Raw genomic sequence first — 23,818 nt, 5'->3', positions numbered from 1 at the left:
ATACCTTTACCCGTTAGTCAGAAAGCCCACATGCTTACGATCAAGAAACTGCAAACCGCTATCTCAAGCCTTTCGGTATGGCGCAAGGGGGGATCAACGTGCGCCACATAAGCCATTATTACTGCTGTATGTACTTTCTCAATACCAAAAAAAGCATGGGCGACTGTTTAACTACGGGGAAGAAATCCACCAGCCATTACTGGAGTTACTCAACAATTTTGGGCCAAAGCGCAAAAACCATTATCCAACCATGCCATTCTGGCGGTTACGCGGCGATGGGTTCTGGGAGTTGCAGAATACCGAACGCTGCACACCCCAAAAAGGCAATAAAGAACCACCAAAGCGCGAGTTGATTGAATATGGCGTGATAGGAGGATTCGATATGGGTTCAATTGGTCTTGACGATAGTATGAAGTTAATCGTTTCAAAAGGTATTAATGGCGGCCAGATGGTGGAGCAGCTTTTCTGGAATTTTGCCGATCAGCCAATCTTGCTCCCTCAGCAAAAAGAATATTACCCGCTGGAAGAGTTCGTCATTTGGCATCGCAGCCAAGTCTTTAAGCAACAATCCGCACAGATTAAAAAGGGGAGCCACCCGCTCCTCTGCTATTCAGACTGTTGCAGGTTATTGACCCGCTTTCAGTTTCTGGAAATAGTTTTCGTACAGGATATTGGCGTTGCCAACATCGCTCTGCCATTCCCCTTTCTGGATAATGGCTTCATCAGGATACAGTGACGGGTCTCCCGTGATTTCTGCCGGCAGTAATTTTTTCGCTGCCAGATTCGGCGTCGGATAACCGATTTTTTGTGCAACCTGTGCCGCGATCTCTGGACGTAACAGGAAGTTAATCAGCTTCATCGCCCCATCAACATTCTTGGCATTGGCAGGGATCGCCAGACTATCCATCCAGAAAATTCCGCCTTCCTTCGGCCAGATAATATCAACCGGTGTTCCCGACTGGCGTGCTACATAGGCAGAGCCTGTCCACACCATACCTAAATCAACTTCACCTTCCATAAATGGATTGGCTGGGTTATCAGAGTTGAATGCCAGTACGTTTGGCATCAGTTTTTGCAGTTCCTGATAAGCCGCTTCAATCTCTTTCGGATTGGTCGTATTGCCGGAATAGCCCAGCTTCAGCAATGCCATCTGGAAGACTTCACGAGCATCATCAGTCAGCACCAGACCGCTTTGATACTGAGGCTTCCAAAAATCGGCCCAAGAGCTGATGGTTTTTGGATCGATATTATCGCTGTTGACACCAATGACCGTCGCTCCCCAAATATAGGGGATAGAATATTCGTTATTCTGGTCAAAAGACTTATGCAGCAGATTCGGATCAAGATTTTTGAAATTGCTGAGTTTGCTCGTATCAATCTTTTGCAGCATCCCCTCTTTACTCATTTTTGAGACAAAGTAAGTGGATGGCACAACTAAATCATAAGCGCCGTCTTTATAGGTTTTCAGCTTGGTATACATGCTCTCATTGGATTCATAGGTGGAGTAAATCACCTTAATCCCAGTTTCGTTGGTGAACTGGTTGAGCAAACCAGGCGGAACGTATTCAGTCCAGTTGTAGAAATACAGCGTTTTGCCATCATCAGCGGCAGCGGCATTCACCGAACCAATGCTAAATGCCATCATCCCAGCGGCTAGCAGATAGAACCACTTTTTCATGCAGTGTTTCCCTCACAGTTGGTGCGTTAGTCATGTATAGGCCCAGAGTGAACCTATCCTTTGAAAAGCGGCTATTATAGAAGCGACATTTCATGGGGTAAAGCCAATTATCCCGTGTTTTATTGGCGTTTTGGCAAGAAATTCTGATTTTTCAGGGTAAAAAGCGATGTTACAAATAAAGTGAAGACGTGGCCAGCTTGTGACCACGCCCAAATCAACGTTAAGCTTTGCCAGTACGATCACGCATAATAAACTGGCTGAACAGCACCAATATCAGTGACATTACCAGCAAAATAGTCGCTAATGCGTTAACTTCCGGCGAAACGCCCACTTTTACCATTGAATAAATCTTAAGGGGCAGGATTTCATAGCTTGGCCCCGTCACGAATGAGGAAACAACCACATCATCCATCGACAGGGTAAAACTGAGCAGCCAACCTGCCATCACTGCCGGCATCGCCAGTGGCAGGATAATTTTACGCAGAATGGTCAACTCACCCGCCCCTAAATCCCGCGCCGCTTCCAGCATTTTGACGTCAAAATCTTTCAGACGAGAATAAACCGTCACAACCACAAATGGCAGACAGAACGTGATATGCGAAAACAGCAGTGACCAGAATCCCAGTGAAACGCCCAGCAGCATAAACAGCACCAGCAATGAAATCGCCATGACAATATCCGGCGACATCATCACCACGAACAACATACCGCTCACGAACTTTTTGCCACGGAACGAATAACGGTACAAGGCAACCGCCGTCAGTGAACCAATCAGAGTGGCAAATGTGGCGGAAGTGACCGCCATCGTCAGGGAGTGTCCCGCCGCTTGAAGCAAGCTGTCATTGTTGAACAGCAGGTTATACCATTCAGTGGTAAAACCCTGCCAGCTAATACCGAACCGTGACTGGTTAAACGAACTGACGATCAGGATCACGATCGGGATATACAAATAAGCATAAACGAGGGTCATGAAACCACCACGCAACAGGCGTCCGATCATTCCAGTTCCACCTTCTTGTTCAGCAGTTTAGCCGCACGATAGTAAACCAGCAGCATCAGCCCCATCACCAGCGTCAGGCATATGCTGGTTGCCGCCCCAAACGGCCAGTCGCGAATATTAAGGAACTGGCTTTTTATCACGTTACCGATCAGCAGGTTTTTCGCCCCGCCCATCAGGTCAGCCACGTAGAACAGCCCCATTGCCGGCAACAGTACCAGCAGGCAACCCGCAATAATACCCGGCATCGTTAAAGGGATAATGATGCGGATAAACGTCTGCAATTTTCCCGCCCCCAGATCACGCGCGGCTTCCAGACAGGGTTTATCCAATTTCTCAATACTGGAATAGAGTGGCATTACCATAAACGGCAGCAGGATATAAACCAGCCCCAGCACAACGGCTTCGGAGGTATACATAATGCGCAGCGGTTTATCGACTATTCCCAGCCACAGCAGGAAATCATTAAGATAACCACGAGTGCTGAGGAACATCTTCAAACCATAAATGCGGATTAAAGAGTTCGTCCAAAACGGGACGATCAACAAGAACAGCATCAGCGGACGCAGCTTCTCCGGCATCCGAGCCAAGAAAAAGGCGAACGGGTAGCCGATCACCAGACAGCATAACGTCGCGACGATAGCCATATTCAGCGAGTGTAGCAAGACTTCGGCATACAGCGGATCGAACAGGCGGGAATAGTTGTCCAGCGAAAATACCATCTGTACCAGATTGGCGTCATCGCGGGTCAGAAAGCTGGTTCCGATGATCATCAGGTTCGGCATAAAGACGAACAGCATCAGCCAAGACACCATGCCCGTGATGACGATATTCTGGAATAATTTACGCGTCTTCTTCATCGACCAGCACAACCTCCCAGCTTTCTACCCAAGTGACCGCGATCTTCTGGTTCAGGGAGTGGTCAACATCGGGGTCGTCTTCGTTAAAGAATTCGCTCACCATGACCATTTTGCCATTTTCCATTTCGACCACCGAATCCAGCGTCATGCCCTTGTAGTTACGTTCACGCACATAACCAACCAGACCCGACACCTGCTCGCCATGATTGATCTCTTCGACCCGAAGATCTTCTGGGCGCAGCAACACTTTCAGTATTTGTCCGGCGGTGACGGGCAACGAAGTGAAAATATCACATTCGTGGCCTTCGACGTCAGCGCGTATCCGCTGCTCATCAATGCGATGCTGCACCTTGGCATCAAAGATATTGATTTCGCCGATAAAGCGGGCAACGAACAGATTTTTCGGCTCCTCGTAGATCTCACGCGGCGTGCCATCCTGTTCGATGTACCCATCACGCATGACCACGATCCGGTCTGACATCACCAGCGCTTCTTCCTGATCATGGGTCACGAAGATAAAAGTGATGCCGAGCTTGCGCTGAAGTGCTTTCAACTCATTTTGCATCTGCTTACGCAGCTTATAGTCGAGTGCCGACAGCGATTCATCCAGCAGCAAGACTTTCGGCTTGTTCACAACCGCACGGGCAATCGCCACGCGCTGCTGCTGACCGCCAGAAAGCTGAGCCGGACGCCGCTGGGCAAACTCTTCAAGCTGCACCATGCGCAACGCTTCTTCAACACGCGGGGCAATCTCCTTTGCCGGTGTTTTCTGCATGCGCAATCCAAAAGCGACGTTTTCAAATACGGTCATATGGGGGAACAGCGCGTAACTTTGGAACACCGTATTAACGTGACGGTGCTCGGCGGGAATATCAGTAATATCCTGCCCTTCCAATAAAATTTTGCCGCTATCCGCATCTTCCAGCCCGGCAATCAGACGGAGTACAGTGGTCTTGCCGCAACCGGATGGCCCAAGAATGGTCAGGAACTCGCCATCATTGATAATCAGATCGAGCTGTGAAATAACTTGTTTGCCGTCGAAACCCTTACTCAGGGTGTTTAGTTCAACGAGTGGTGTCAGAGAGGTATTCTCAGTCATTTATGCTATCATCTATCCCTTGGAATAATGCAGATAGAACCGCCACGGGAAAAGACTGTGTCAGCCAGCAGGAAAAATCGTTTCTCCGCTGAAGCTCAAACCAGTAGCGCCGGTTGAAATTACGAAGCGCGCATAATAAACGCAGTAAGCTGAAATTGAAAGCCGAAACAATAACAATATGTCATTTTTTGTTATCATTTCATAAATGATAACATCGCACTCCATGTTGTACCCAGTCTACACGCCTGGAAATAATTTCCTATCGGGCATTTTACAATCACTTTTAATTTTCTTTACTTTCAATAAGATCCTTCAGACACGAAAACCCGCTCTTCCCTCCATTAAAACTCACTTGAAAACACCGTTTATGCTACTCTGCCACACTTCCGGCGTTATACAGGCCCTGCTATCTTTTCTTTCCCCCTCGACAAAAACGCGCCATCCGATTCTTTTTTGAAATTAATAAAATTTAAATAAGTAAGATCGCTATCACCCTCTAGGAAAATAATCCGGATCCCCTACTTTACACCCTAACTTTTTGGCGATACGTGCGCATTGTTGTCGATAATCAGCATTGACTATCTGCACAAATAAAAACAATTAAATAACCCTATTCAGGTAATCAGGATCGCATCATCTCCTCACCTCCAAAAGGTGAGTTCATTTGAACATTGATGCGATATTAAGAGAATGAATAGAGATTATTTTAGAGCGTGAAATACCGTCCTCAACCTATCTTGGTAACGGCATTGCCATTCCACATGGGACAACAGCAACTCGTTGGAGTATTGATGACCATCGCCACCAACACGGCCCTTCCTTTGTCACAGACGTGAACAACGCAGAGCTGGTGATTATCATCGGCAATTCTGCGCCTGATAACGCGGTGCAGCACAACACAATGAACATCGTGGCGCTCACCAGCACTTAATGACCGGCGTTTCCTACATACTGCCGATGGTCGTCGCGGGGGGTGTGCATCTCCCTGTCATTTGTCTTCGGCATAGAAGAATTTAAAGAATCCGGCACACTGGCCGCAGCCCTGATGCAAATCGGCGCCAGCTCCGCACTTTCGCTAATGGTGCCAGTGCTCTCCGGTTACCCCTCTCTGTCAGCATAGTTGTCACCCCCACTAACAACGCTGATAGAGAGGGGGGTTGCTGCAAGAGCTGAGTACTGTTGATTTACTTGTAATTGATGAGATAGGCATGCAGATAGAGTCACGCTATGAAAAAGTGACTATCAATCAGATAGTAGATCGTCGTTCATCATCAAAGCGTCCCACTGGTATGTTGTCAAATCTTGACATGAATGGTATGAATACTCTACTTGGTGAAAGGGTAATGGATCGTATGCGTCTTGGTGATAGCCTATGGGTTATATTTAATTGGGGCAGTTATCGTAGTCGTATTAAAGGAAATGAATACTGAGTGAATATCCGCTTTGATTAGAGCTAATGCCGATACGTTATTTATATAAATGACTAAAATAACCCCTGATTACAGGGGCTTACAATTTATTTATCACTTTCAGTTTCATCTTTGATGACTGGTTCTGTCAATTTTGGTACATTGTTGTATAAATCATCTGGATTAATATTAGTAATATGCTCGATAATCCTTTCAGAGGATAGAACTGGCTGTTTTTTGCCTCTAGGGTACGCTTTTCCTAGAAATTTATCGCTTTCAACCCAGTCAATATTTTTATTAATACTGCTAATTAAAGTATTGCAGGTGTGTCTATTGCTTTGTGTATATTTAATGGCATGTTGTCCTGCGGAATACCTAACAGATGAACTTGCTATATAAGAGAGATCTTTTGCACTCAAACACGTAGTCGAGAGTCTTTCAATAGTTTTTTCATTGAGCATGAACTCATTTGACCAACTATCTCTTATATTTCCTAAATAATACTCCATTGCGTCATGAAAATATCCAGTAGAAATTTCCTTCCACATTTCAAAGGACGCATCAAATTTATCTTTTCTTCTATCTATCTCCTCTAGGAATATCTTAATGGAGATCTTTCTATTATCAATAATCCCTATAACATTTAAATGGAACTTAAAATTATTAACAATATGGTCAAAATCATTGAGTAATTTGTTTTCAATGTTATCAAAATCCTGTTGAGTTAGAGTTATTATTCCTTTGACAGCTAGCGACTTAAACATCTCAGTTGTCAATATTTTTGATGGAAAAATGTAACTACCTGATCGATAGAGTTCTTTAAAACCCCAATCATCACCACAACCATCAAGAAATGAACAAATTGATATAAGATCAAGCGTTTCAATTTCGTTAATGTTTTTTATTTTAATATTCTTCGGATTTAATGGGTGTTTTTTTCTTGCATTTTGTTTTTTATCTATTTCTGTGACGATCGATATAATTCTATTCTTTTTATCATCATCATCGATATAATCCAGCCAGTGTTCTGCTTCACTGATATCTCCAATTTTTGTTGCAGTTAAAGCTGTGTTATATGCCAAAGATTGAGTATACACACTATTTTCTAATGAAATGTTATCCGCATCAAAGAAAGTATTTGCTATATCTATAGCATAACGGGGGTTTATATCTGTATTAAAATATGACATAAAGAAAAGCACACTTTGACTAGATTTTTCTTTTGCAACTGCATAGATAAGTTTCGTCATCTTTTCAAGAATAGCTAGCCCTGAAGAGGTGTTGACTAAGAATCTATGTGTTGCTTCATAGAAATTAAGCAAGATATCAATAGATAAAGTATCAACGGCAGGGAATGGCGGTATCTCACCATATTTTGGAGAACGTCCCAGAAAACAATTAAAGTAAGAATTTATCTGCTGCTTAGTGCCTGAGAGGATAAAAGTAATAATAGTTCTAATATATGGATGTAAAATAGATGTTGATTTATTTATCCCGAGAAGGAATTGTGTTTTATCTGTAAGATTCATATCATCTATTTTATTCAAGAGTTCACTTATAAGAATAGGTTTTTTTTCTATGAAGAATAGTAAATGAAGCACCGACTGCCTTTCAGTTATATACTCTCTATTCTCTCTTGCTAAAATCGCTTTACTTATATAATAGTCAGGATGTTCTGTTATCTCATTTTCATCCAGAAATTCTATAATACTATTGCACACCGATAAAATATCTCCATTTATTTCAAATGGATAAATGGATTCTTTTTTTTTGTATTTTTCCTTTTTTTGTTTCTCATCGACTAAGCCTCTGTTTTATGTTGATCTATGATTACATTAATCATAGGTTATTCATTTGTGTTTTTTATTTGTTTTCTGTAAATTAGACAAAACTTTATTATAGTATTGTGATTTTACTCACAAATAATGGACACCAAACTAAGCAAAATTCTATTTCTCAAATGATTCTCGACTGAGACCACTGTTAGCGTTGTGATAACACCGACGATTATAATCCCCTTCTATATAGTCAAAAACTGTCTGACACATAACCATTCGTATCGCGAAGCTTTCACCATGTATAAATTCAACTTCTAACGAATGGAAAAAACTTTCTGCACGGACGTGTATTATCATATCAGCAGGCTTTAGCACTCATACTGCAATGCAAGTCATACCTTTTATCAATAATGCCTAATAATCCTCCGACCAGTATTGATTTCCTCTGCCAGCGTACACAATCACATACTTTGGCGTTTATGTAGCCAAAGCACATAATTAGTGCATCACAGGCCAGTTGTACCTTCATTCAAGAAGACATGCCTCACTCAATAACCACCCTATCGATAACCACGGCCAGAACAACCAGCCTTCACTTGTGCTCAGCTAGGTGATATTACCGCCCTATTTCTAGTTTAGCACTGTGACATGGAAATCCTGTTGCATTTGCTGATACTGTTTTGTCAAGCGAATCACCCTTATGAATGATTTGACTCACTTAGCATCGTGTCTACTAATAGTCGATAAAATCGTCATTCTAGAACAGCCTCTTAGTCATGAAGAAGTCATTGAAACAGCGGAAAAAGTAAAAGCGACGTTTCTTAAACTGGTAGTAGAAACCATTTCTCGCTTCTGACTTTTCAGCCAAAATAGATTTCAAGTTACAACCAACAAAACAGCAACTTGAAAGATGAGGCGTATCGTAAAATCCTACATAGCCACTGCATCAAACGTGATAGTGGCGACAAATTCCACCCCCATCTTATACTAAATCCTGAGGTGACGCGGAGAATGGAGCCGATCGTTGAATAGTCGCAATCGCTTCTTTATCCGCTTTCACAGGATCTGGTTTACGACAAGATATCGGCTTTCGGATCAATCAACAATGAGAGCAATTGCGCTATCACGTAGCCGACCGAACGAGACCCGATTGTCTCCCTTGGTACAGTGCGCCACGCGTCTAGTGAGCAGGCTAAAGCCTATTATCACGATTAGTATCAGCCACAACGTATGACATTCGTAGTGATCGGCAAGCTCCCGCGGTAATATAGCAAGCTCAGGTGGCAAATAAGGCCACCTGAGTACCAACAAAAAACATAAGTGATGTAATATCAAACGGAGATCGATTATGAAAAATACAACAACACCTACGCTGGAAGGTCATACCATCACGGAATATCTGGGTGTCGTCACAGGGGAAACGATTCTTGGGGTCAATATTATTAAGGATTTTTTTGCTGGGGTGAGAGATATCATCGGCGGACGTTCTGGCGCTTATGAGAAAGAATTGAAAAATGCACGGGAAATCGCCTTCGCGGAAATGAATGCACAAGCCCAAGCGCTAGGAGCCAATGCGGTTGTCGGTATTGATATTGACTATGAGACGGTTGGTAAAAATGGCGGCATGTTGATGGTCACTGTCTCGGGGACTGCGGTGAAGATTGTGTAAGGAGGGATAGTAGGCAGGATTTTAGGTTCCCTAAACTGGTAATAAGCCAGAGCATGTGGCATCCAAATATTCTTTCCAACAATTATTACATTTCATTTTCCTGCGCATTAACTGTACCCTGCCACCGACAGAGCATAACCGCGAAGGCTGAAACGAATGGACGAAGCCGTGCGGATCGCAATGGAAGAGTGAGGTGCGTTATCAGTGTTTTGCTGATTATAAATGGATAACTTAAGCCGCTAAAAAGCGGTCATGTATTAAATGGTTAGTTGCTGTGATATGCTTCCGGCTTTTTAAGGATGAAGTATGGCCAAAGTTGATGTCTATTGCCGTTATTGCCACAAATCAGAACAGGTCAAAGGACATGGGAAAGGAAATGGCGGACATCCTCGTTATCGCTGTTATAGCTGCTGTAAGGTCTTTCAGTTGGCGTATACCTATCAGGCCTGCAAACCCGGCGTTAAAGAACAGATTGTCGATATCGCGATGAATAACGGGGGAATTCGTGACACCGCTCGGATCCTGAAAGTCGCCACCGCCACCGTCATGAAAACATTAAAAACCTCAGACCCCGAAACGTAACGACACTTCCCCTTGCGGAATGTGGCATCCAGATTGTCTGTGAAATCGACGAGCAATGGTCGTTTGTCGGCAATAAGAAAAACCAACGCTGGCTTTGGTATGCTTGGGAACCCCGCCTGAAGCGAATAGTGGCTCATGTTTTTGGCGATCGCAGTCGAAAAACGTTAGACAAGCTGCTTACCCTCTTATCTTCCTTTACTATTCGGTTTTACTGCACGGATGACTATGTTGTTTATGACCCACTTCCCGAGGAAGAGCACTTGACTGGAAAGGCGTTTATTCAGCGTATAGAGAGAACGAATTTAACGCATCGTACCCGAATCAAAAGGCTGAATAGAAAAACCATTGGGTATTCAAAATCGGAAGAAATGCACGATAAAGTGATAGGAACCTTTATTGAACGTGAACATTATTTTTAATACCTAATCTAATCATTTAATACATGACCCCGCAAGGGCAAGTGCTCTGGCTATCTAACGTTCCAGCCAGTTTAGTTCCCATATAAAAAAAGCAATTCACACCACCTACGATAGAAAAATTACCCGAATGATTTCCACAAGTAACAAGAGATCCTTTCGTTGCAGCCTGTCGCCCATAAAACGTGATGTTACTAGGGGCTGTTGACGTTTTATGAGGAGAATTTGAACAGCATGATGCTCTGGTATCATTGTCTTCGCGAAAAAACCATTACCCCAGACCATCATGCCAAGAACAATGTTATCAAAACCTTTATGGAATAAGCTAGCTGTATTGATGCAACAAAGTGGATATGTATATCACAAAGAAGAACATTATCTGACTTTCGAGAGGATCCTTTACCGGATGCGAACAGGCTGTCCCTGGCGAGATGCCCCCACTGAATTTGGCAAATGGAACACCATTTTTAAGCGCTTTAATGATGGGTCTAAGAAAGCTATTTTTAATTTATTATTCAAATTATTATCTGAGAATACAGATACAGAATGGTTGTTCATTGATGGCAGTATTGTTCGGGCTCATCAACATAGTTCAGGTGCCGCTTCTGTGGAAGATGAAGCCATTGGTAAAAGTCGGGGAGGACTTTCTACCAAAATTCATTTAGCCGTCGATAGTTACGGCTTGCCTGTTCATTTTGAATTATCCGGGGGACAAGTGCATGACATTGTTCATGCGGAAAGTTTAGTCGAACAATCGCCCCCTTCGGACTTTGTGATAGCGGACAAAGGTTACGACAGCGGTCATTCCTTATAGAAAAAATAGCCGTAGAGCAGATAAAAACATTGATGACTATTTATACTGTCACCGGCATTTGGTGGAAAATGCCTTTGCCAAAATTAAACATTTCCGGGCAATAGCCACAAGATACGATAAATTAGCACGCAATTATGCCAGTACGTTAGCACTGGCGTTTACCATTGTGTGGCTGCCTATGTGGGTTGAGTAAATGATGAACTCAAAACGTCAACAGCCCCTAATATAATTAATAGGCACTCCCTTTTTACATTCATCCTCTTAATCTATGTAGATCCCCAGCCATGGCCCCTCCTGAAGGCCTGGTGCATTCCACTAGCTGGTCCTCGCCAGCACTAAAGAAATTTATCCTATGCAAAACAAAAAACGATGGGAGCCAGACTGGTTTCTACAGTCACTCCTGAACAACCATATCGACAAACTGGTAGAGCACTATTCCTGCCTGCGTGCATTCCGAACAGATCTATTTTACCAGGATCATACCGCTAAGTTTTTCCTGCGAGATTATCGGCAACTCGAAGCGGTGGTCGGTTTCTTCTGGGTTATCGAATGGACTGAAGATCATCACTACCATGCCCATGTCGTGTTCTGGCTGGATGGTAGCAAAACTCAGAACACATATCCCTGGGCTCAGCAAGCCGGTTTGCAATGGAGCGATATCACTGACCGGGATGGCTGGTATCACCGATGCGAGTTTAAAGAGCATTACGAGGCCGATATCAATATCCCGGTACGTTACAGCGATCCGGGCAGTATCGCCAATATCCGACAGGTACTGGCGTATATGACCAAAATTCAGCAGAAACATGGCCTGCTGCTGTACGGCTGCAATGAAGTCCCCGGGCGCCCACGCAGAATTGATTTCTGAGTATCACAGTTTTTACTCCAACATCTCATAGAGTGACAACTACATAGCTATCCCCTTCTTAATCCCTTTAAGCTATTGAACCGGATGGCGTCAGTCTACCCTTTTGGGGATGACTAACGCCGTTCTACTGACGTCTGATTATGTTTGCTGAACCTTTATCGCTCCCAATGATAATGATCGGTGCCAGAACGACCCAGACATCTCACTTGCGAGGAAAAACTCAGTGAGTGAATATTGATTATCTATGAGATATTTGTATCGGCCTAAAACAGACGATTAACGAGCGGTTGGAAATGCATGCAAAAGCAAGCAACAGATAATAAATTTAACCAAGGAATTAGATATGGCATCCGCGTTAGGTTGGCTTGATCACGATGCAGACACACAGGCTAAAACGTTAAATATTCTTGCGCTCTTTCAACAAAAAGAGAGCCGTGATGAATTGGGTATTGGCTCGATCCGAGATAGTTTTGCTGAACAGTTATTTCCAGGAACCAGCACCATCCAGACCCGTTTACGCTACATGCTTTTTGTTCCATGGATCTATCTGCGCCTCGAGAATAAACGCATACCCGCCGCAAACTTTGGTACTCAGGCCGACCGTGACGAACGCGCCTTAATTATCACACTCTCCCGGCTCGAAGATTCGGCCGGTACATTTGGTAAAAACTCACGCGAGAAGCTTAAACGCTTGCCCAGCTCCGTTTACTGGTCCGGGCTGCGGCGCTGGGGTATTCGCGAGACTATGTGGTCGCAGGAAGAATATCATCGGCGTGTGGATGAATTGTATCGCGAACGTACGGAAATCAGCGAGCGAGAATACCTTGAAAAAAATCGGGGTGATATGGGCGACACAAGCGCGTATAAACCAGCCCAGAGCTGGCACTCCAGCCTGCCTGCGCCACCGCCCAACTTTCCTAATGATGCAACGTTTGCACTAACACGCCAGGAAGCCAGCTTTCTTCGCGATCGTATTCAATTGTCATGCAAAGGCAGTCTGTTGGCCTGGCTGACGCTGCATAGCGAACCGGCAGATGTGAGTTCACCATGGGAACACCCTGATTACGCGAGGTTCCCAGATGAACTCAAGGAACTGCTGACTCACGCGCGGCTTTTTTCTTATACGATGCACGGTGCAGCCCTGCTTTATAACTATTTGCTCGCCAAAGAGCGTTCAGATAACGACCTTCTGTCTCAACACAATAACAACTTCGTCGACTGGTTTACTGCACTCCCACGTAAGGAAATCGCTACCTGGTCGCTCGGCCGCATGTGGGAACTCACCGCCGAACCGGGCTATAGCATTAGCCTAAAAACCCGCCGCTTTGTGGAACAGTGGATTGCTCTTATCCAACAGTCCCCTGTGACATTACTCACCAGTAAAGAAGCTTGTGATCTAATCCGTGCTCGCGAAATAACCCTCAAAGGCCCACGTTCGCGCTTCAAAAACAGACGCTCTCTGGAGCAATGGAGTGGCTATGCCGGAACCCTGCGGCTGGTTTACCGCTGGCATAACGTCCAAATAGTTCTTAAGGATCTGGCGCACGGCCTCAGGAGAGAAGAATGCTAAATCCCAACAATCGCAGCTTATATACTTCGGCACTGACTTCTCCTCCCGGTATGGTGTTTGACGAAGCCATAGCTACAAGCTTCTCACTCGACCCGGCATTTTTACTGCAGGCACCGGTCTATTTGGCTTTCACAGCAACCGACAGCAATCGCGCTCAGGATCCGCTATCCATTTTTGAAGCCATTCGTCGTTATTCCGAACGTATCACGGTATACGTTCAAAAAGGCCGCATTCAAGTTCCCACAAAGCTCAAGCCCAACCCTTTGTTCGGGTTGCTTGAAGATATGATTGTTGAATCAAAAGCCAAAGGCCGCGGGGTCTTTCACCCCAAAATCTGGGCGATTCGTTTTATCAATCCTGAAACAGACGAAGTCATGTATCGGTTGGTAGTACTGAGCCGAAATTTAACCACTGATTCGTCCTGGGACCTCTCTTTGCAGTTGGACGGCTACCCTGTAAAACGTAAGCAAAGTGCCAATAAAGCACTGGTGCATTTATTCTCCGTATTGCCCAAACGGGCGACGGGAAAAATGGCGAAACATCGCCGGAAGCAGGCGCAGCGCTTCGCAGATGAACTGTTGTATATTGAATGGGAATGTCCCGCTGGTTTTGATAAAGTCGCGTTTTTCCTGCCCGGAGAAGGTTACGAATGGAAGCCACCCGAAGCGGATCGTGCGGTGGTTATATCACCGTTTTGCACCGATGAGGCCCTGCGCCACATCGTGGAACATTGCCAACAAGCTGATGCCCTGATTTCAAGACCTGACACCCTGCTCGCCTTGAGTAAAAAGACGCTCAACCTTTTCACGCGCCAGCTTCATCTTGACGACGCAGCCGAAGGGCAGATGCACGACGAGAGCTCACCTGATGAGATCATTGCCTCCGGTCTGCATGCCAAAGCGTATCTATTTGAAAATGGCCGAGACAGCGAACTGGTTCTGGGCTCAGCGAACGCCACCAGCGCGGCGCTACTGGGGAAAACAAACTGCGAAATTTTAGTCTCGCTCAAGGGTAAGAAAAAGCACACGGGCACTATTGATGACCTCCTTAGCAGCGACGGGATGGGAAGCTATCTGCAAGATTTCGACCCTGCCCAGCCGTTTGAGCCCGATGCCCTGCGTGTCAAAGCAGAATGCCATCTTGAACAGGCGCGTACGTTGCTTGCTGAAGCTACATTGAGTCTTCATGGTCACCCCGGTCAAAACGACCAAAGCTGGGCATTGTGGCTTATTGGCGAGATTCCTAAGTTACCGGGAGTTGTGCAGGCAACAGCATGGCCCATAACGGTATCAGAAGTGTTAAGCTGCAATCTACAGGACCCGAATAAGGAGAATAAAAGAGAACTCGGAGAGTTTTCAGTCCAAGCAATTACCGGACTGACAGCGTTTTCCCTTAAAACATCGCACCCAGACGTATCGCTCAGGTTCGTTCTCAATCTGCCAATTGATTCCTTACCCCCCGATCACAACGCAATGATTTTACAAAGCAGCATGCGGAATCAGGATTTTCTACGTTACTTGTTGATGTTGATAGGTGAAACGGGGCATCAATCCTTCTTTGCCGAAAATACCTTCGGTGATGGTCATTTCTTTACAGGGCTAGCCAATGGAGAGGAATTCAGCGTTCTGGAAGAGCTGACACGTATCTATAGCCGCGAACCCGAACGTTTAAACGATATCGCCGCGCTGGTGGAAAATATGCGAAAAGGGAAGAACGACATGATTCCGCAAGATTTTCTTGCTCTGTGGGCCGTATTTGAATCAGCCATGGGAGGACGATATGGCCGATAAGCATCCCAGTATTATCGCCCCACTAACGGGATTGAAAGATTTTCAGCAACGCACTGTGAATTATGTTTTTCAGCAATTTTACGGTGATAGACAGCAAAATCGCTTTTTGGTAGCTGATGAAGTGGGTCTGGGAAAAACGATGGTTGCTCGGGGCATCATCGCCAAAACAATCGAACATTTGCAGGATAAAGTCGACCGTATCGACATTATTTATATCTGTTCAAATGCGGCCATCGCAACGCAGAATATCAAGCGCCTAAACGTCAGCAATGAAACGCAGTTTTCACACTCAACGCGACTGACATTCCTACCAAAACAGGTACGGTCTCTGCGCAAAAACAGAATTAATTTTATCAGCCTGACGCCGAACACCGCCCTTGATCACACCCGCAGCCGTGGAGGTCATAAAGAAGAGCGCGCGATCCTGTATCGCATTTTGTACGATTTACCGCTGGCTAAAGGCGAGCGTCGTGAACGTTTACGCATGGGGATGCTTAACCTGCTCCAGGCAACAGCTAGCCGACATGGCTGGTGTTCCGCAGTTGACCAGCTTTCTGTCGACGACATTGACAGGGAACTAGCAAAGGATTTTCGTCGCAAGGTGTTAGACGATGCCGAACTGTATGATCTGCTGAAGGAGGGGTGCGAATATTTCGCCGATGACGATGAGGACAGCGAGACGCACAATTCTGAACTGCGCTACGCACTGATCGGCAAACTCAGAAGCAAACTGGCTTCTGTGTGCTTATCTGCGCTGGAACCCGATCTGGTTATCCTTGATGAGTTTCAGCGATTTAAAGCCTTGCTAGATGGTGATGATGAAGCTGCATTGCTGGCAAAGGCACTCTTTGAACAGCCGGACGTACGCGTGCTCTTACTCTCGGCGACCCCGTATAAAATGTTTACCCTCGACCAGGAAAGCGAAGAGGATAATCATTACGCCGACTTTATCCGTACATTGCAGTTTTTGTATAACGATGACAGTCAAATCAAAGATATTCAGCAGCACTTGCTCGATCACCGTACCGCGTTGCACACCTCAGAAAACGCAGCGGAGACAAAAAATGCACTTGAGCACGCTTTATTACAGGTTATGTGCCGTACCGAACGGGTAACGATGACACAAAAGCTAGATGCGATGACGAAGGAAGTCTTGCAACCAGCAATCATTACGCCCACCGACCTTTATCACGCTGCGGCCGTTGATGGCGTAGCCATGGAAGTGCAAGCTCGCGATATCCTCGAATACTGGAAATCGATGCCTTATCTTTTCAATTTCCTAAAACATTACGAATTACGTACCCTTATAGATAAGGCACTGAAATCTCCTTCAGATACGTTGCGTAAACTCGTTAAATCAGCAAAACCTCACTTGCTGACGAAAAAAAAGCGGGAACACTACCAGCCATTAGATGCTGCAAATCCACGAATGCGGATGCTGTTTGAAGATACGCTGGATAAAGGTATGTGGCAGCTTTTGTGGATGCCACCTTCACTGCCTTACACAACACCAAATGGGGTGTATGCCAACAAAGAGAGTCTGACCAAAACGCTGGTCTTTTCCGCCTGGAGCGCAGTACCTAATGCGATTGCCACTGTCTGCTCTTATGAAGCTGAACGACGAATGGTTGGTGCTGCTCCCCTGATTCTACACAGCCAGTTCAAAAAAAAAGTAAAATCGCTACTCAATTTTGCAAAATCATCGAAAGATGGCCGCCTCACCGGAATGCCCGTTATAGCCTGGATGCTACCGTCACCAACACTTGCCCGCCATATCGATCCGCTTGAAATTGCTCGCCAAAACCCCGGTGAGCCGCTGAGTGTAAAGGCCGTGAGAGCAATTGCAACGGTGAAATGTGAAGCGCTGCTTGAGACACTGCCCAATGGCGGACCGGGGTCTCGTGCGGACGAACGCTGGTACTGGGCAGCCCCGGCGTTGCTGGATGCCCGTACCGAAACGCCAGACTGGTGGCTGGGCGAACATGGCTGGTATACCGGGCCATCCCAAAATGACCCTGCCGAAAACTTCCAGGAACATATCGACCAGTTTGCCGAGGTGGCAAATGGTAAGATATCCCTCGGCCCACGTCCTGACGATCTGGCAGAGGTTCTCTGTGACTTCGCGCTTGCCAGCCCCGGAACATGTGCCCTCCGGGCGCTCAGCCGTATCGACACAGGCCTGGCAACCGATTCGGCTGAGATATTGTCCGCAGCAGCGCAGATCGCTTCAGGATTTCGTTCGCTCTACAACCAGGCAGAGAGTATTTCGCTACTACGCGGCTCAGGCGATGACACTTACTGGCGGCTGACGCTGCGTTATGGCATCGATGGCAACATTCAGGCCATGCTGGATGAGTATGTTCATACACTGCTGGAGTCGATGGGGTTGCAGCATGAACCCGCCGAAGCGCAACTGGCGGCTATTGCACCCCGTATTCAGGCTGTGGTTTCACTGCGTACCACGCAATTGAACGTTGATGAGCTCAAGACGAAAGGCGGTAATTATACTTGGAGCGATTTGTACACACGCTGCCGCTTTGCCTTACGCTACGGCCAACTGCGGGACGACACGGATCAGGCCGTCGCGCATGCAGAGTCGGTAAAAGATGCGTTTAACTCCCCCTTTCACCCCTTTGTATTGGCTTCCACTTCAATCGGGCAAGAGGGACTCGATTTTCACACCTGGTGCCACGCGGTGATGCACTGGAATCTTCCGTCAAACCCAGTCGATATGGAGCAGCGTGAAGGACGAGTACATCGTTATAAGGGCCATGCGGTAAGGAAGAATATTGCCGAGCATTATGGTTTGAGTGCACTTCATTCGCTGGCAGAAAGTGCAGATCCATGGACACAGCTCTTCGCACTTGCGGCAAGTCAGCGCAAAGCGGGACAGTCGGATTTGATTCCCTACTGGATTTTTGAAGAAGGAACCTCTCGCGTCGAGCGCCGGGTTCCCATACTGCCGTACAGCAAAGAGAGCATTAAGTTTAAGCGGCTCAAGCGAGAACTTGCACTCTACCGTATTGTCTTCGGCCAGCCGCGCCAGGAAGACTTGCTGTTCGGCCTGAAACACATTGGCGATGAGTCTTTAACGGATTTAGCACAGTGGCTCATTTCTCTTGAACCACCAAAGGTGTGATCCACTGAGGACATCGGATGATGCAATTTGTTCAGTTAGCAAGTTAAGAGCCAATTCTGTTGCAACCAGTTCTCTTGGATTATCCGTATGTTGGATTTTTCCCTGAATATTTCGCTCTAGGTTATCTAAATCGGTATTACCGGCACTCTGTAGTGTGATAAAATCATGCCCACATACTTCCGTTTTCGTGTCATAACCCATCACTCGCAGAGCCTTGTTCACCGTATTCTCACTCATGGGTTTACGCGGATCGTGATCGCCTACAAAAATCAGCTCTCGATTCCCATTCATGCTTTTAATCTTTTCCAAAATTGCTAGAGCCTGTTGCGACAAGGGAACAAGATGAGGAGTCCGCATCTTCGAACCACGTTGAGAATGCTTAACACCTTCAAGTGGTTCACGCTCACCTGGAATCGTCCACATAGCCTTTTCAAAATCCACTTCTGACCAGCGGGCAAAACGCAGCTCGCTTGAACGGATGAAAACCAACAAAGTGAGTTCAACTGCCAGTCGAGTTAACGGCCTGCCAGAATAGTGATCGATGTGGTGAAGTAATTCAGGAATGCGATTAAGTTCCAGAGCAGCACGATGCTGTCTTTTCGCTGTAGCAACCGCACCGGCAATCTCTTGCGCAGGGTTATAGTCGATTAAGCCGCTCTGAACGGCAAAGCGCATAATCGCGGTAGTACGCTGCTGTAAACGGGCGGCGACTTCAAGGCGTCCGGATGACTCGACTGCTTTGATGGGTACAAGTAGGTCTCGCGTTTTCAGTTCTGCAATGTTCCGCTTACCGATAGCAGCGAAGATATTATCTTCGAGACTTTTCAATACACGAGCGCTATGCGATGCCGACCATTTCTGATTGCTGGCGTGCCAGTCTCTGGCAACCACTTCAAACGTTACCCGCAGTTGTACCCGCATCAGTAAGTTGATGTAGATTGAATCAGGTTGACTTATGTTGAATGGAAAAGCGGGAAGAGCTTTACGGGGACTGGATTTCAGACGTAAAAAAAGACGCTTTTTAGCGTCTTAATTTATATGGTGCCGAAGGCCGGACTCGAACCGGCACACCCGAAGGCGGTTGATTTTGAATCAACTGCGTCTACCGATTTCGCCACTTCGGCACTGAAGTATTCGAGAAGTACTCGGAAAACGGAGGTCATTATACCTGTCAGAAGTCCATTCGCAACACTTATCCTTTCAATCTTGTTCAAGTGTCGAAAAAAAAAGCATATCTAATCCTTTCCCATTAAAAACGCTCAAAACCCGACCATCTTCCTTTCAAGCAGCACAAATCATTCGCCCACAATCCCCGTCTACCAATAGACAACCTTTAAACACCTTATATAATTCCACAACAACATACCGCTCTGAGGTAAACAATCATGTCTATTATCGGCTATATTTTTATAGGTATCCTTGTGGGTATCATTATTGGCGCTGTCATCGCGCTGTTTAAGAAAAAGAAATAACAATGTTGTTCCAATTAAACGCTCCCTGATTGGTTAATCCAAAAAATGAACAAACAGTTATATAAACTTTTTGCTGTTTCAGCCCTGTCATGGGCGCTTTCGGCTTGTGCTGCCCCCGATAATGCACACCAGAATAATTTTCCGCAATCAGGCAAAAAAACCACAAAATGGCAAGTTTTTGAGGGTAATGATAATACCAAGAAAATGGCCTCATCTCTGGTCGACCAGTATGCACAGTCAATCTTTGATGAAGGTAATCCGTTGGGGATGGCAATGGTGATTATCGATAATAATCAGGTGGTGCATCGCAGTTTCGGGGAGACTTATCCGGGGAGTGGAGCCCGTCCGCGACAGGATTCGGTGATCCGCCTTGCTTCGATAACGAAACTGATGACCAGCGAGGTCATGATTAAGCTGGCGCAGAAGGAACGCCTCAAGATCACCGATCCGTTGCAGAAATACACTTATCATGGTGTGCGTGTACCCGATTATGCGATAACTCAACCGATCCGCCTGTATCATCTGGCCAGCCATACCAGCGGCCTGCCACGAGAGCAGCCGGGCGGAAAATGGGGGCGGCCGGTGTTTATCTGGCCAACACAATCAAATCGCTGGGCTTGGCTGAAAACAGCAGGTATGAATGCCGCTCCCGGTACAACGGCTTCGTATTCCAATCTGGCTTACGATTTACTGGCGGATGCGCTCTCTAAAGCCACGGGGGAACCCTATACCCGGCTGCTACAAGAAGAGATCACCCGCCCTTATCGCATGAAGGATACGACACTGACACCCTCTCGTTCCCAATGTGCTCGTTTAATGGAAGGGGTTAAGCCCAGTCCCTGTCTCAGTACCATCGCCGCAGCAGGCAGTGGCGGGATTTATTCGACTCCCGTAGATATGCAGCGCTGGATGCAGCAGTTTTTATCCTCCCACAATCAATTGAGGAAGAAGACCGCCAGCCGTGAGCAGGGTATCTATTTTAAACGTGAAAATCTGACGTCAATCACAGGAATGGATGTCGCGGGTCAAGCAGACGGGATCGGGCTTGGCTGGGTATATATGGATGCCAAAAAAGGGGTGCCGGGCATCTATCAGAAAACCGGCGGCGGCGGCGGGTTCAATACCTATATGGCGATGATCCCTGAGCAAAATATCGGTGTGTTTGTGGTGATGACGCGCAAGGAACAAAGCAAGTTCAGTCGTGTCACTAACGGGGTGAATGAATTGGTCGCAGCACTGTCACGAAATCATGGAAAGTTATAGTTCTGTCGTGAGTATCGTGTGTTAGAGGAATGTTCTTGAAAAATCACAGCCTGAGATTTGTAAGTGTAAAGCTCAGGCTGTGATTTGTGATGAACGTTATTTTCGATGCAGAAGGAAGTAAACACTCACTACAAAGAATAACAGACTCGGTAGCAGCGCTCCCAATAGCGGTGGCATGCTGTAAACCAAGCTCAATGGGCCAAATATCTCATTCAAGACATAAAATATGAAGCCTGTACTGATACCCGCAATGACCCTGACTCCCATTGCCACACTGCGCAGTGGCCCGAAGATAAAGGAAAGTGCCATCAGCATCATGACCGCAACAGACAGAGGGGCAAAGACTTTCTTCCACATATTGAGCTGGTAACGACCGGCATCTTGTTGCCCCTGCTTCAGGTAAGTAATGTACTGCTGAAGCCCGCGAATGGAGAGTGCATCCGGATCAAGAGCGACTACGCCCAGTTTTTCCGGTGTCAGCAAGCTTTTCCATTCAGCAGAAATACGCTGTGAGCCCGTGATCCGGCCAATCTGACGTAAATCAGACTCTTCAACCTGCGATAATTTCCACTGCCTGTTATTTTGATCATACACCGCCGTAGCCGCATATTTTACTGACAGCAGTTTTTTGTTGTCATCAAAATGATAGATACTGACGTCTCTCAGGGCATTATCCTTGTCTACACTCTTAATATAGACAAAATCATTACCATCTTTCGCCCACATCCCTTTGGCAGTGGACATCAGGGAGCCACCAAACATCTTCTGGGAACGATAGTTACGGGCGATTTGTTCCCCCTGTGGAGCGACCCATTCACCGATCACCATTGTCAGAAATACCAACGGGATCGCGGTTTTCATGACTGAACCCGCCACTTGCAGGCGAGTAAAACCAGAAGCCTGCATAACCACCAGTTCACTGCGTGTTGCCAGCGCCCCCAGACCCAATAACCCTCCAAGCAGCGCCGCCATCGGAAAGAAGATTTGGATATCTTTAGGAACACTCAACAGCGTATAGATGCCAGCAGCAAACGCGCTATATTCCCCCTGCCCAACCTTGCGAAGCTGATCGACAAACTTGATGATGCCGGAAAGCGACACCAGCGTGAACAGCGTCATCAAAATGGTTTGCAGGATAGTCCGCCCAATATATCTGTCCAGTACCCCAAACATCAGGCCGCTCCTTGATTCTTAAAGCGAGAACGCAGTTTGCGCATGGGTACGGTATCCCACATATTGAGCGCCAGCGCCAAGGCAAAATAGGCTCCGTTGACCAACCACATCCAGAATGCGGGGTCGAGTTTACCCCTGCCGCCATTGGAGCGCAGGGAACTTTGCAGCAGGAAGAAAATCAGGTAAAGCAGCATAGCAGGCAGCATACTGAGCACACGCCCCTGCCGCGGGTTCACGGCACTCAATGGAACCACCAGCAGCGCCATGACCAGCACCGACACAATCAGGGTCAGGCGCCAGTGCAGCTCTGCACGGGAATCTTCGTCACCCTTGTGCCAGAGCTGGGAGAATGTCTTCTGCTCAACTTTATCGCTATCAATATCAGCGGCTTTGTGCCCAATCACCGCCTGATAATTTTTGAAATCGGTAATGCGGAAGTCACGCATCAGTGCAGTGCCTTCATAACGCACCCCCTGATGGAGTACCGCGACCTGATTACCATTCGGACGCTCTTCCATATGGCCGCCATCCGCAATCACCACGGAAGGGCGCTGATTATTCACCGGTCGGAGCTGAGCAAGGAACACATTCTCAAAGTTATTGCCCTTGACGTCACCGATATACAGCACCATGTTGCCATCACGGGAAGGCTTAAACTGACCTTCCATAATGGCCGCAAGACTTGGGTTAGCTTTTGCATCCGCCAACACTTGCTCTTGGTATTTAGAAGACCACGGAGTGAACCAGAGAACGTTAGCCGCCGCCAGCATTGATGTGAACAAGGCCAGAATCAAGGCCGATTTTACCAACACACCTTTGCCCAACCCACAGGCATGCATGACGGTAATCTCACTTTCGGTATAGAGTTTGCTGAACGTCATTAATACCCCAAGAAACAGACTCAGGGGTAAAATAAGCTGCGCCATTTCCGGCACACCTAAACCTAACAAGGATAGAACCAAATTTGCGGGAACACTTCCTTCAACCGCCGCACCCAATACTTCAACTAATTTTTGGCTGAAGAAGATCAGCAATAAGATGAAAAGTATTGCGATTTGGCTTTTCAGAGTTTCCCGTACTAGATATCTAATGATGATCACGCTTATTACGCCTGTGAAAACTTGTCTTTTTGCAGGAAAGTCGCTAACTTCGTCGTATATCTACCATTTATATGCATCAGTTTGGCTTCCCCATTGCTAAAATGATACCAAAGCATCCCATATATTGGTCCCCAATTAGAA

Annotated in this window: 15 protein-coding genes, 1 tRNA gene and 6 pseudogenes; 12 read left to right on the top strand and 10 right to left on the bottom strand. The window is 46.4% G+C overall.

What is annotated here, in order from left to right; all coding sequences use genetic code 11:
- Positions 1–30 precede the first annotated feature (30 nt).
- Positions 31–565, top strand: a pseudogene (locus XBJ1_RS20460) (hypothetical protein); the annotation flags it as partial.
- A 60-nt stretch (positions 566–625) separates the two neighbouring features.
- On the opposite strand, the gene potD reads toward XBJ1_RS20460, so the two are convergent.
- The 4 genes from potD to potA all read right to left on the bottom strand — a co-directional run bounded on the left by potD (position 626) and on the right by potA (position 4,634).
- On the bottom strand, positions 626–1,678 hold the full coding sequence (gene potD, locus XBJ1_RS02050) for a spermidine/putrescine ABC transporter substrate-binding protein PotD (protein WP_012987079.1): 1,053 nt from the start codon (positions 1,676–1,678) through the stop codon (positions 626–628).
- A 220-nt stretch (positions 1,679–1,898) separates the two neighbouring features.
- Positions 1,899–2,678, bottom strand: coding sequence for a spermidine/putrescine ABC transporter permease PotC (potC, locus tag XBJ1_RS02045; protein ID WP_012987078.1), 780 nt, complete (start codon positions 2,676–2,678; stop codon positions 1,899–1,901).
- Positions 2,675–3,535 (bottom strand): spermidine/putrescine ABC transporter permease PotB, encoded by an 861-nt coding sequence (gene potB, locus XBJ1_RS02040; RefSeq protein WP_012987077.1) that lies wholly within the window; start codon positions 3,533–3,535, stop codon positions 2,675–2,677. Before potB ends, potC begins: the two co-directional genes overlap by 4 nt.
- Positions 3,519–4,634, bottom strand: coding sequence for a spermidine/putrescine ABC transporter ATP-binding protein PotA (potA, locus tag XBJ1_RS02035; RefSeq protein ID WP_012987076.1), 1,116 nt, complete (start codon positions 4,632–4,634; stop codon positions 3,519–3,521). The genes potB and potA overlap by 17 nt, the downstream gene beginning before the upstream one ends.
- A gap of 706 nt (positions 4,635–5,340) precedes the next feature.
- Here potA and XBJ1_RS22075 point away from each other — a divergent pair.
- The 3 pseudogenes from XBJ1_RS22075 to XBJ1_RS02030 all read left to right on the top strand — a co-directional run.
- A pseudogene (locus XBJ1_RS22075) lies at positions 5,341–5,565 on the top strand (hypothetical protein); the annotation flags it as partial.
- A pseudogene (locus XBJ1_RS20455) lies at positions 5,538–5,748 on the top strand (PTS fructose transporter subunit EIIBC); the annotation flags it as partial. The pseudogenes XBJ1_RS22075 and XBJ1_RS20455, both read left to right, overlap by 28 nt.
- 43 nt (positions 5,749–5,791) lie before the next feature.
- Positions 5,792–6,064, top strand: a pseudogene (locus XBJ1_RS02030) (DNA replication protein DnaC); the annotation flags it as partial.
- Positions 6,065–6,150: 86 nt separating this feature from the next.
- Here the strand turns inward: XBJ1_RS02030 and XBJ1_RS02025 are convergent.
- On the bottom strand, positions 6,151–7,764 hold the full coding sequence (locus tag XBJ1_RS02025; protein ID WP_038198297.1) for a hypothetical protein: 1,614 nt from the start codon (positions 7,762–7,764) through the stop codon (positions 6,151–6,153).
- A 228-nt stretch (positions 7,765–7,992) separates the two neighbouring features.
- A complete protein-coding gene (locus tag XBJ1_RS22855) occupies positions 7,993–8,178 on the bottom strand; it encodes an IS3 family transposase (RefSeq protein WP_071822424.1) in 186 nt (61 codons plus the stop codon).
- Positions 8,179–9,169: 991 nt separating this feature from the next.
- Here XBJ1_RS22855 and XBJ1_RS02020 point away from each other — a divergent pair.
- From XBJ1_RS02020 to XBJ1_RS01985, 7 genes and pseudogenes are all read left to right on the top strand, one after another.
- A complete protein-coding gene (locus tag XBJ1_RS02020; RefSeq protein ID WP_012987068.1) occupies positions 9,170–9,490 on the top strand; it encodes a heavy metal-binding domain-containing protein in 321 nt (106 codons plus the stop codon).
- Positions 9,491–9,796: 306 nt separating this feature from the next.
- A protein-coding gene (locus XBJ1_RS20450) for an IS1 family transposase (protein ID WP_143827617.1) occupies positions 9,797–10,491 on the top strand; the annotation gives its coding sequence in 2 pieces (ribosomal slippage) (positions 9,797–10,052 and positions 10,052–10,491; 696 coding nt in all).
- A 283-nt stretch (positions 10,492–10,774) separates the two neighbouring features.
- Positions 10,775–11,495 (top strand): annotated as a pseudogene (locus XBJ1_RS02005) (IS5 family transposase).
- A 159-nt stretch (positions 11,496–11,654) separates the two neighbouring features.
- Positions 11,655–12,170, top strand: a complete 516-nt coding sequence (locus XBJ1_RS02000; RefSeq protein ID WP_012987062.1) for a hypothetical protein — start codon at positions 11,655–11,657, stop codon at positions 12,168–12,170.
- A gap of 343 nt (positions 12,171–12,513) precedes the next feature.
- A complete protein-coding gene (locus XBJ1_RS01995; RefSeq protein WP_012987061.1) occupies positions 12,514–13,740 on the top strand; it encodes a DUF6361 family protein in 1,227 nt (408 codons plus the stop codon).
- A complete protein-coding gene (locus XBJ1_RS01990; RefSeq protein WP_012987060.1) occupies positions 13,734–15,530 on the top strand; it encodes a phospholipase D family protein in 1,797 nt (598 codons plus the stop codon). The genes XBJ1_RS01995 and XBJ1_RS01990 overlap by 7 nt, the downstream gene beginning before the upstream one ends.
- Positions 15,496–18,669, top strand: coding sequence for a helicase-related protein (locus XBJ1_RS01985; RefSeq protein ID WP_232503299.1), 3,174 nt, complete (start codon positions 15,496–15,498; stop codon positions 18,667–18,669). The genes XBJ1_RS01990 and XBJ1_RS01985 overlap by 35 nt, the downstream gene beginning before the upstream one ends.
- Before the next feature lie 150 nt (positions 18,670–18,819).
- Here XBJ1_RS01985 and XBJ1_RS01980 read toward each other — a convergent pair.
- Positions 18,820–19,581 (bottom strand): annotated as a pseudogene (locus XBJ1_RS01980) (tyrosine-type recombinase/integrase); the annotation flags it as partial.
- Between the two features lie 127 nt (positions 19,582–19,708).
- A tRNA-Leu gene (locus XBJ1_RS01975) sits at positions 19,709–19,793 on the bottom strand.
- A gap of 393 nt (positions 19,794–20,186) precedes the next feature.
- Between XBJ1_RS01975 and ampH the strand changes: the two genes are divergently transcribed.
- Complete coding sequence (ampH, locus tag XBJ1_RS01970; protein WP_012987056.1) at positions 20,187–21,404, top strand: D-alanyl-D-alanine-carboxypeptidase/endopeptidase AmpH; 1,218 nt, start codon at positions 20,187–20,189, stop codon at positions 21,402–21,404.
- A gap of 96 nt (positions 21,405–21,500) precedes the next feature.
- On the opposite strand, the gene lptG is transcribed toward ampH, so the two are convergent.
- Both lptG and lptF read right to left on the bottom strand, forming a co-directional pair.
- Positions 21,501–22,577, bottom strand: a complete 1,077-nt coding sequence (gene lptG, locus XBJ1_RS01965) for an LPS export ABC transporter permease LptG (protein ID WP_012987055.1) — start codon at positions 22,575–22,577, stop codon at positions 21,501–21,503.
- Positions 22,577–23,677 carry an LPS export ABC transporter permease LptF gene (lptF, locus tag XBJ1_RS01960; RefSeq protein WP_012987054.1) on the bottom strand — a complete coding sequence of 367 codons (1,101 nt, stop codon included), beginning with the start codon at positions 23,675–23,677 and terminating at the stop codon, positions 22,577–22,579. Before lptF ends, lptG begins: the two co-directional genes overlap by 1 nt.
- Between the last annotated feature and the right edge of the window lie 141 nt (positions 23,678–23,818).

The organism is Xenorhabdus bovienii SS-2004, assembly GCF_000027225.1.
In the GTDB taxonomy this organism is placed as follows: Bacteria; Pseudomonadota; Gammaproteobacteria; order Enterobacterales; family Enterobacteriaceae; genus Xenorhabdus; species Xenorhabdus bovienii_C.
Note: the sequence above shows the minus strand (reverse complement) of the source record. Positions and strands in the feature narration are given on the sequence as shown.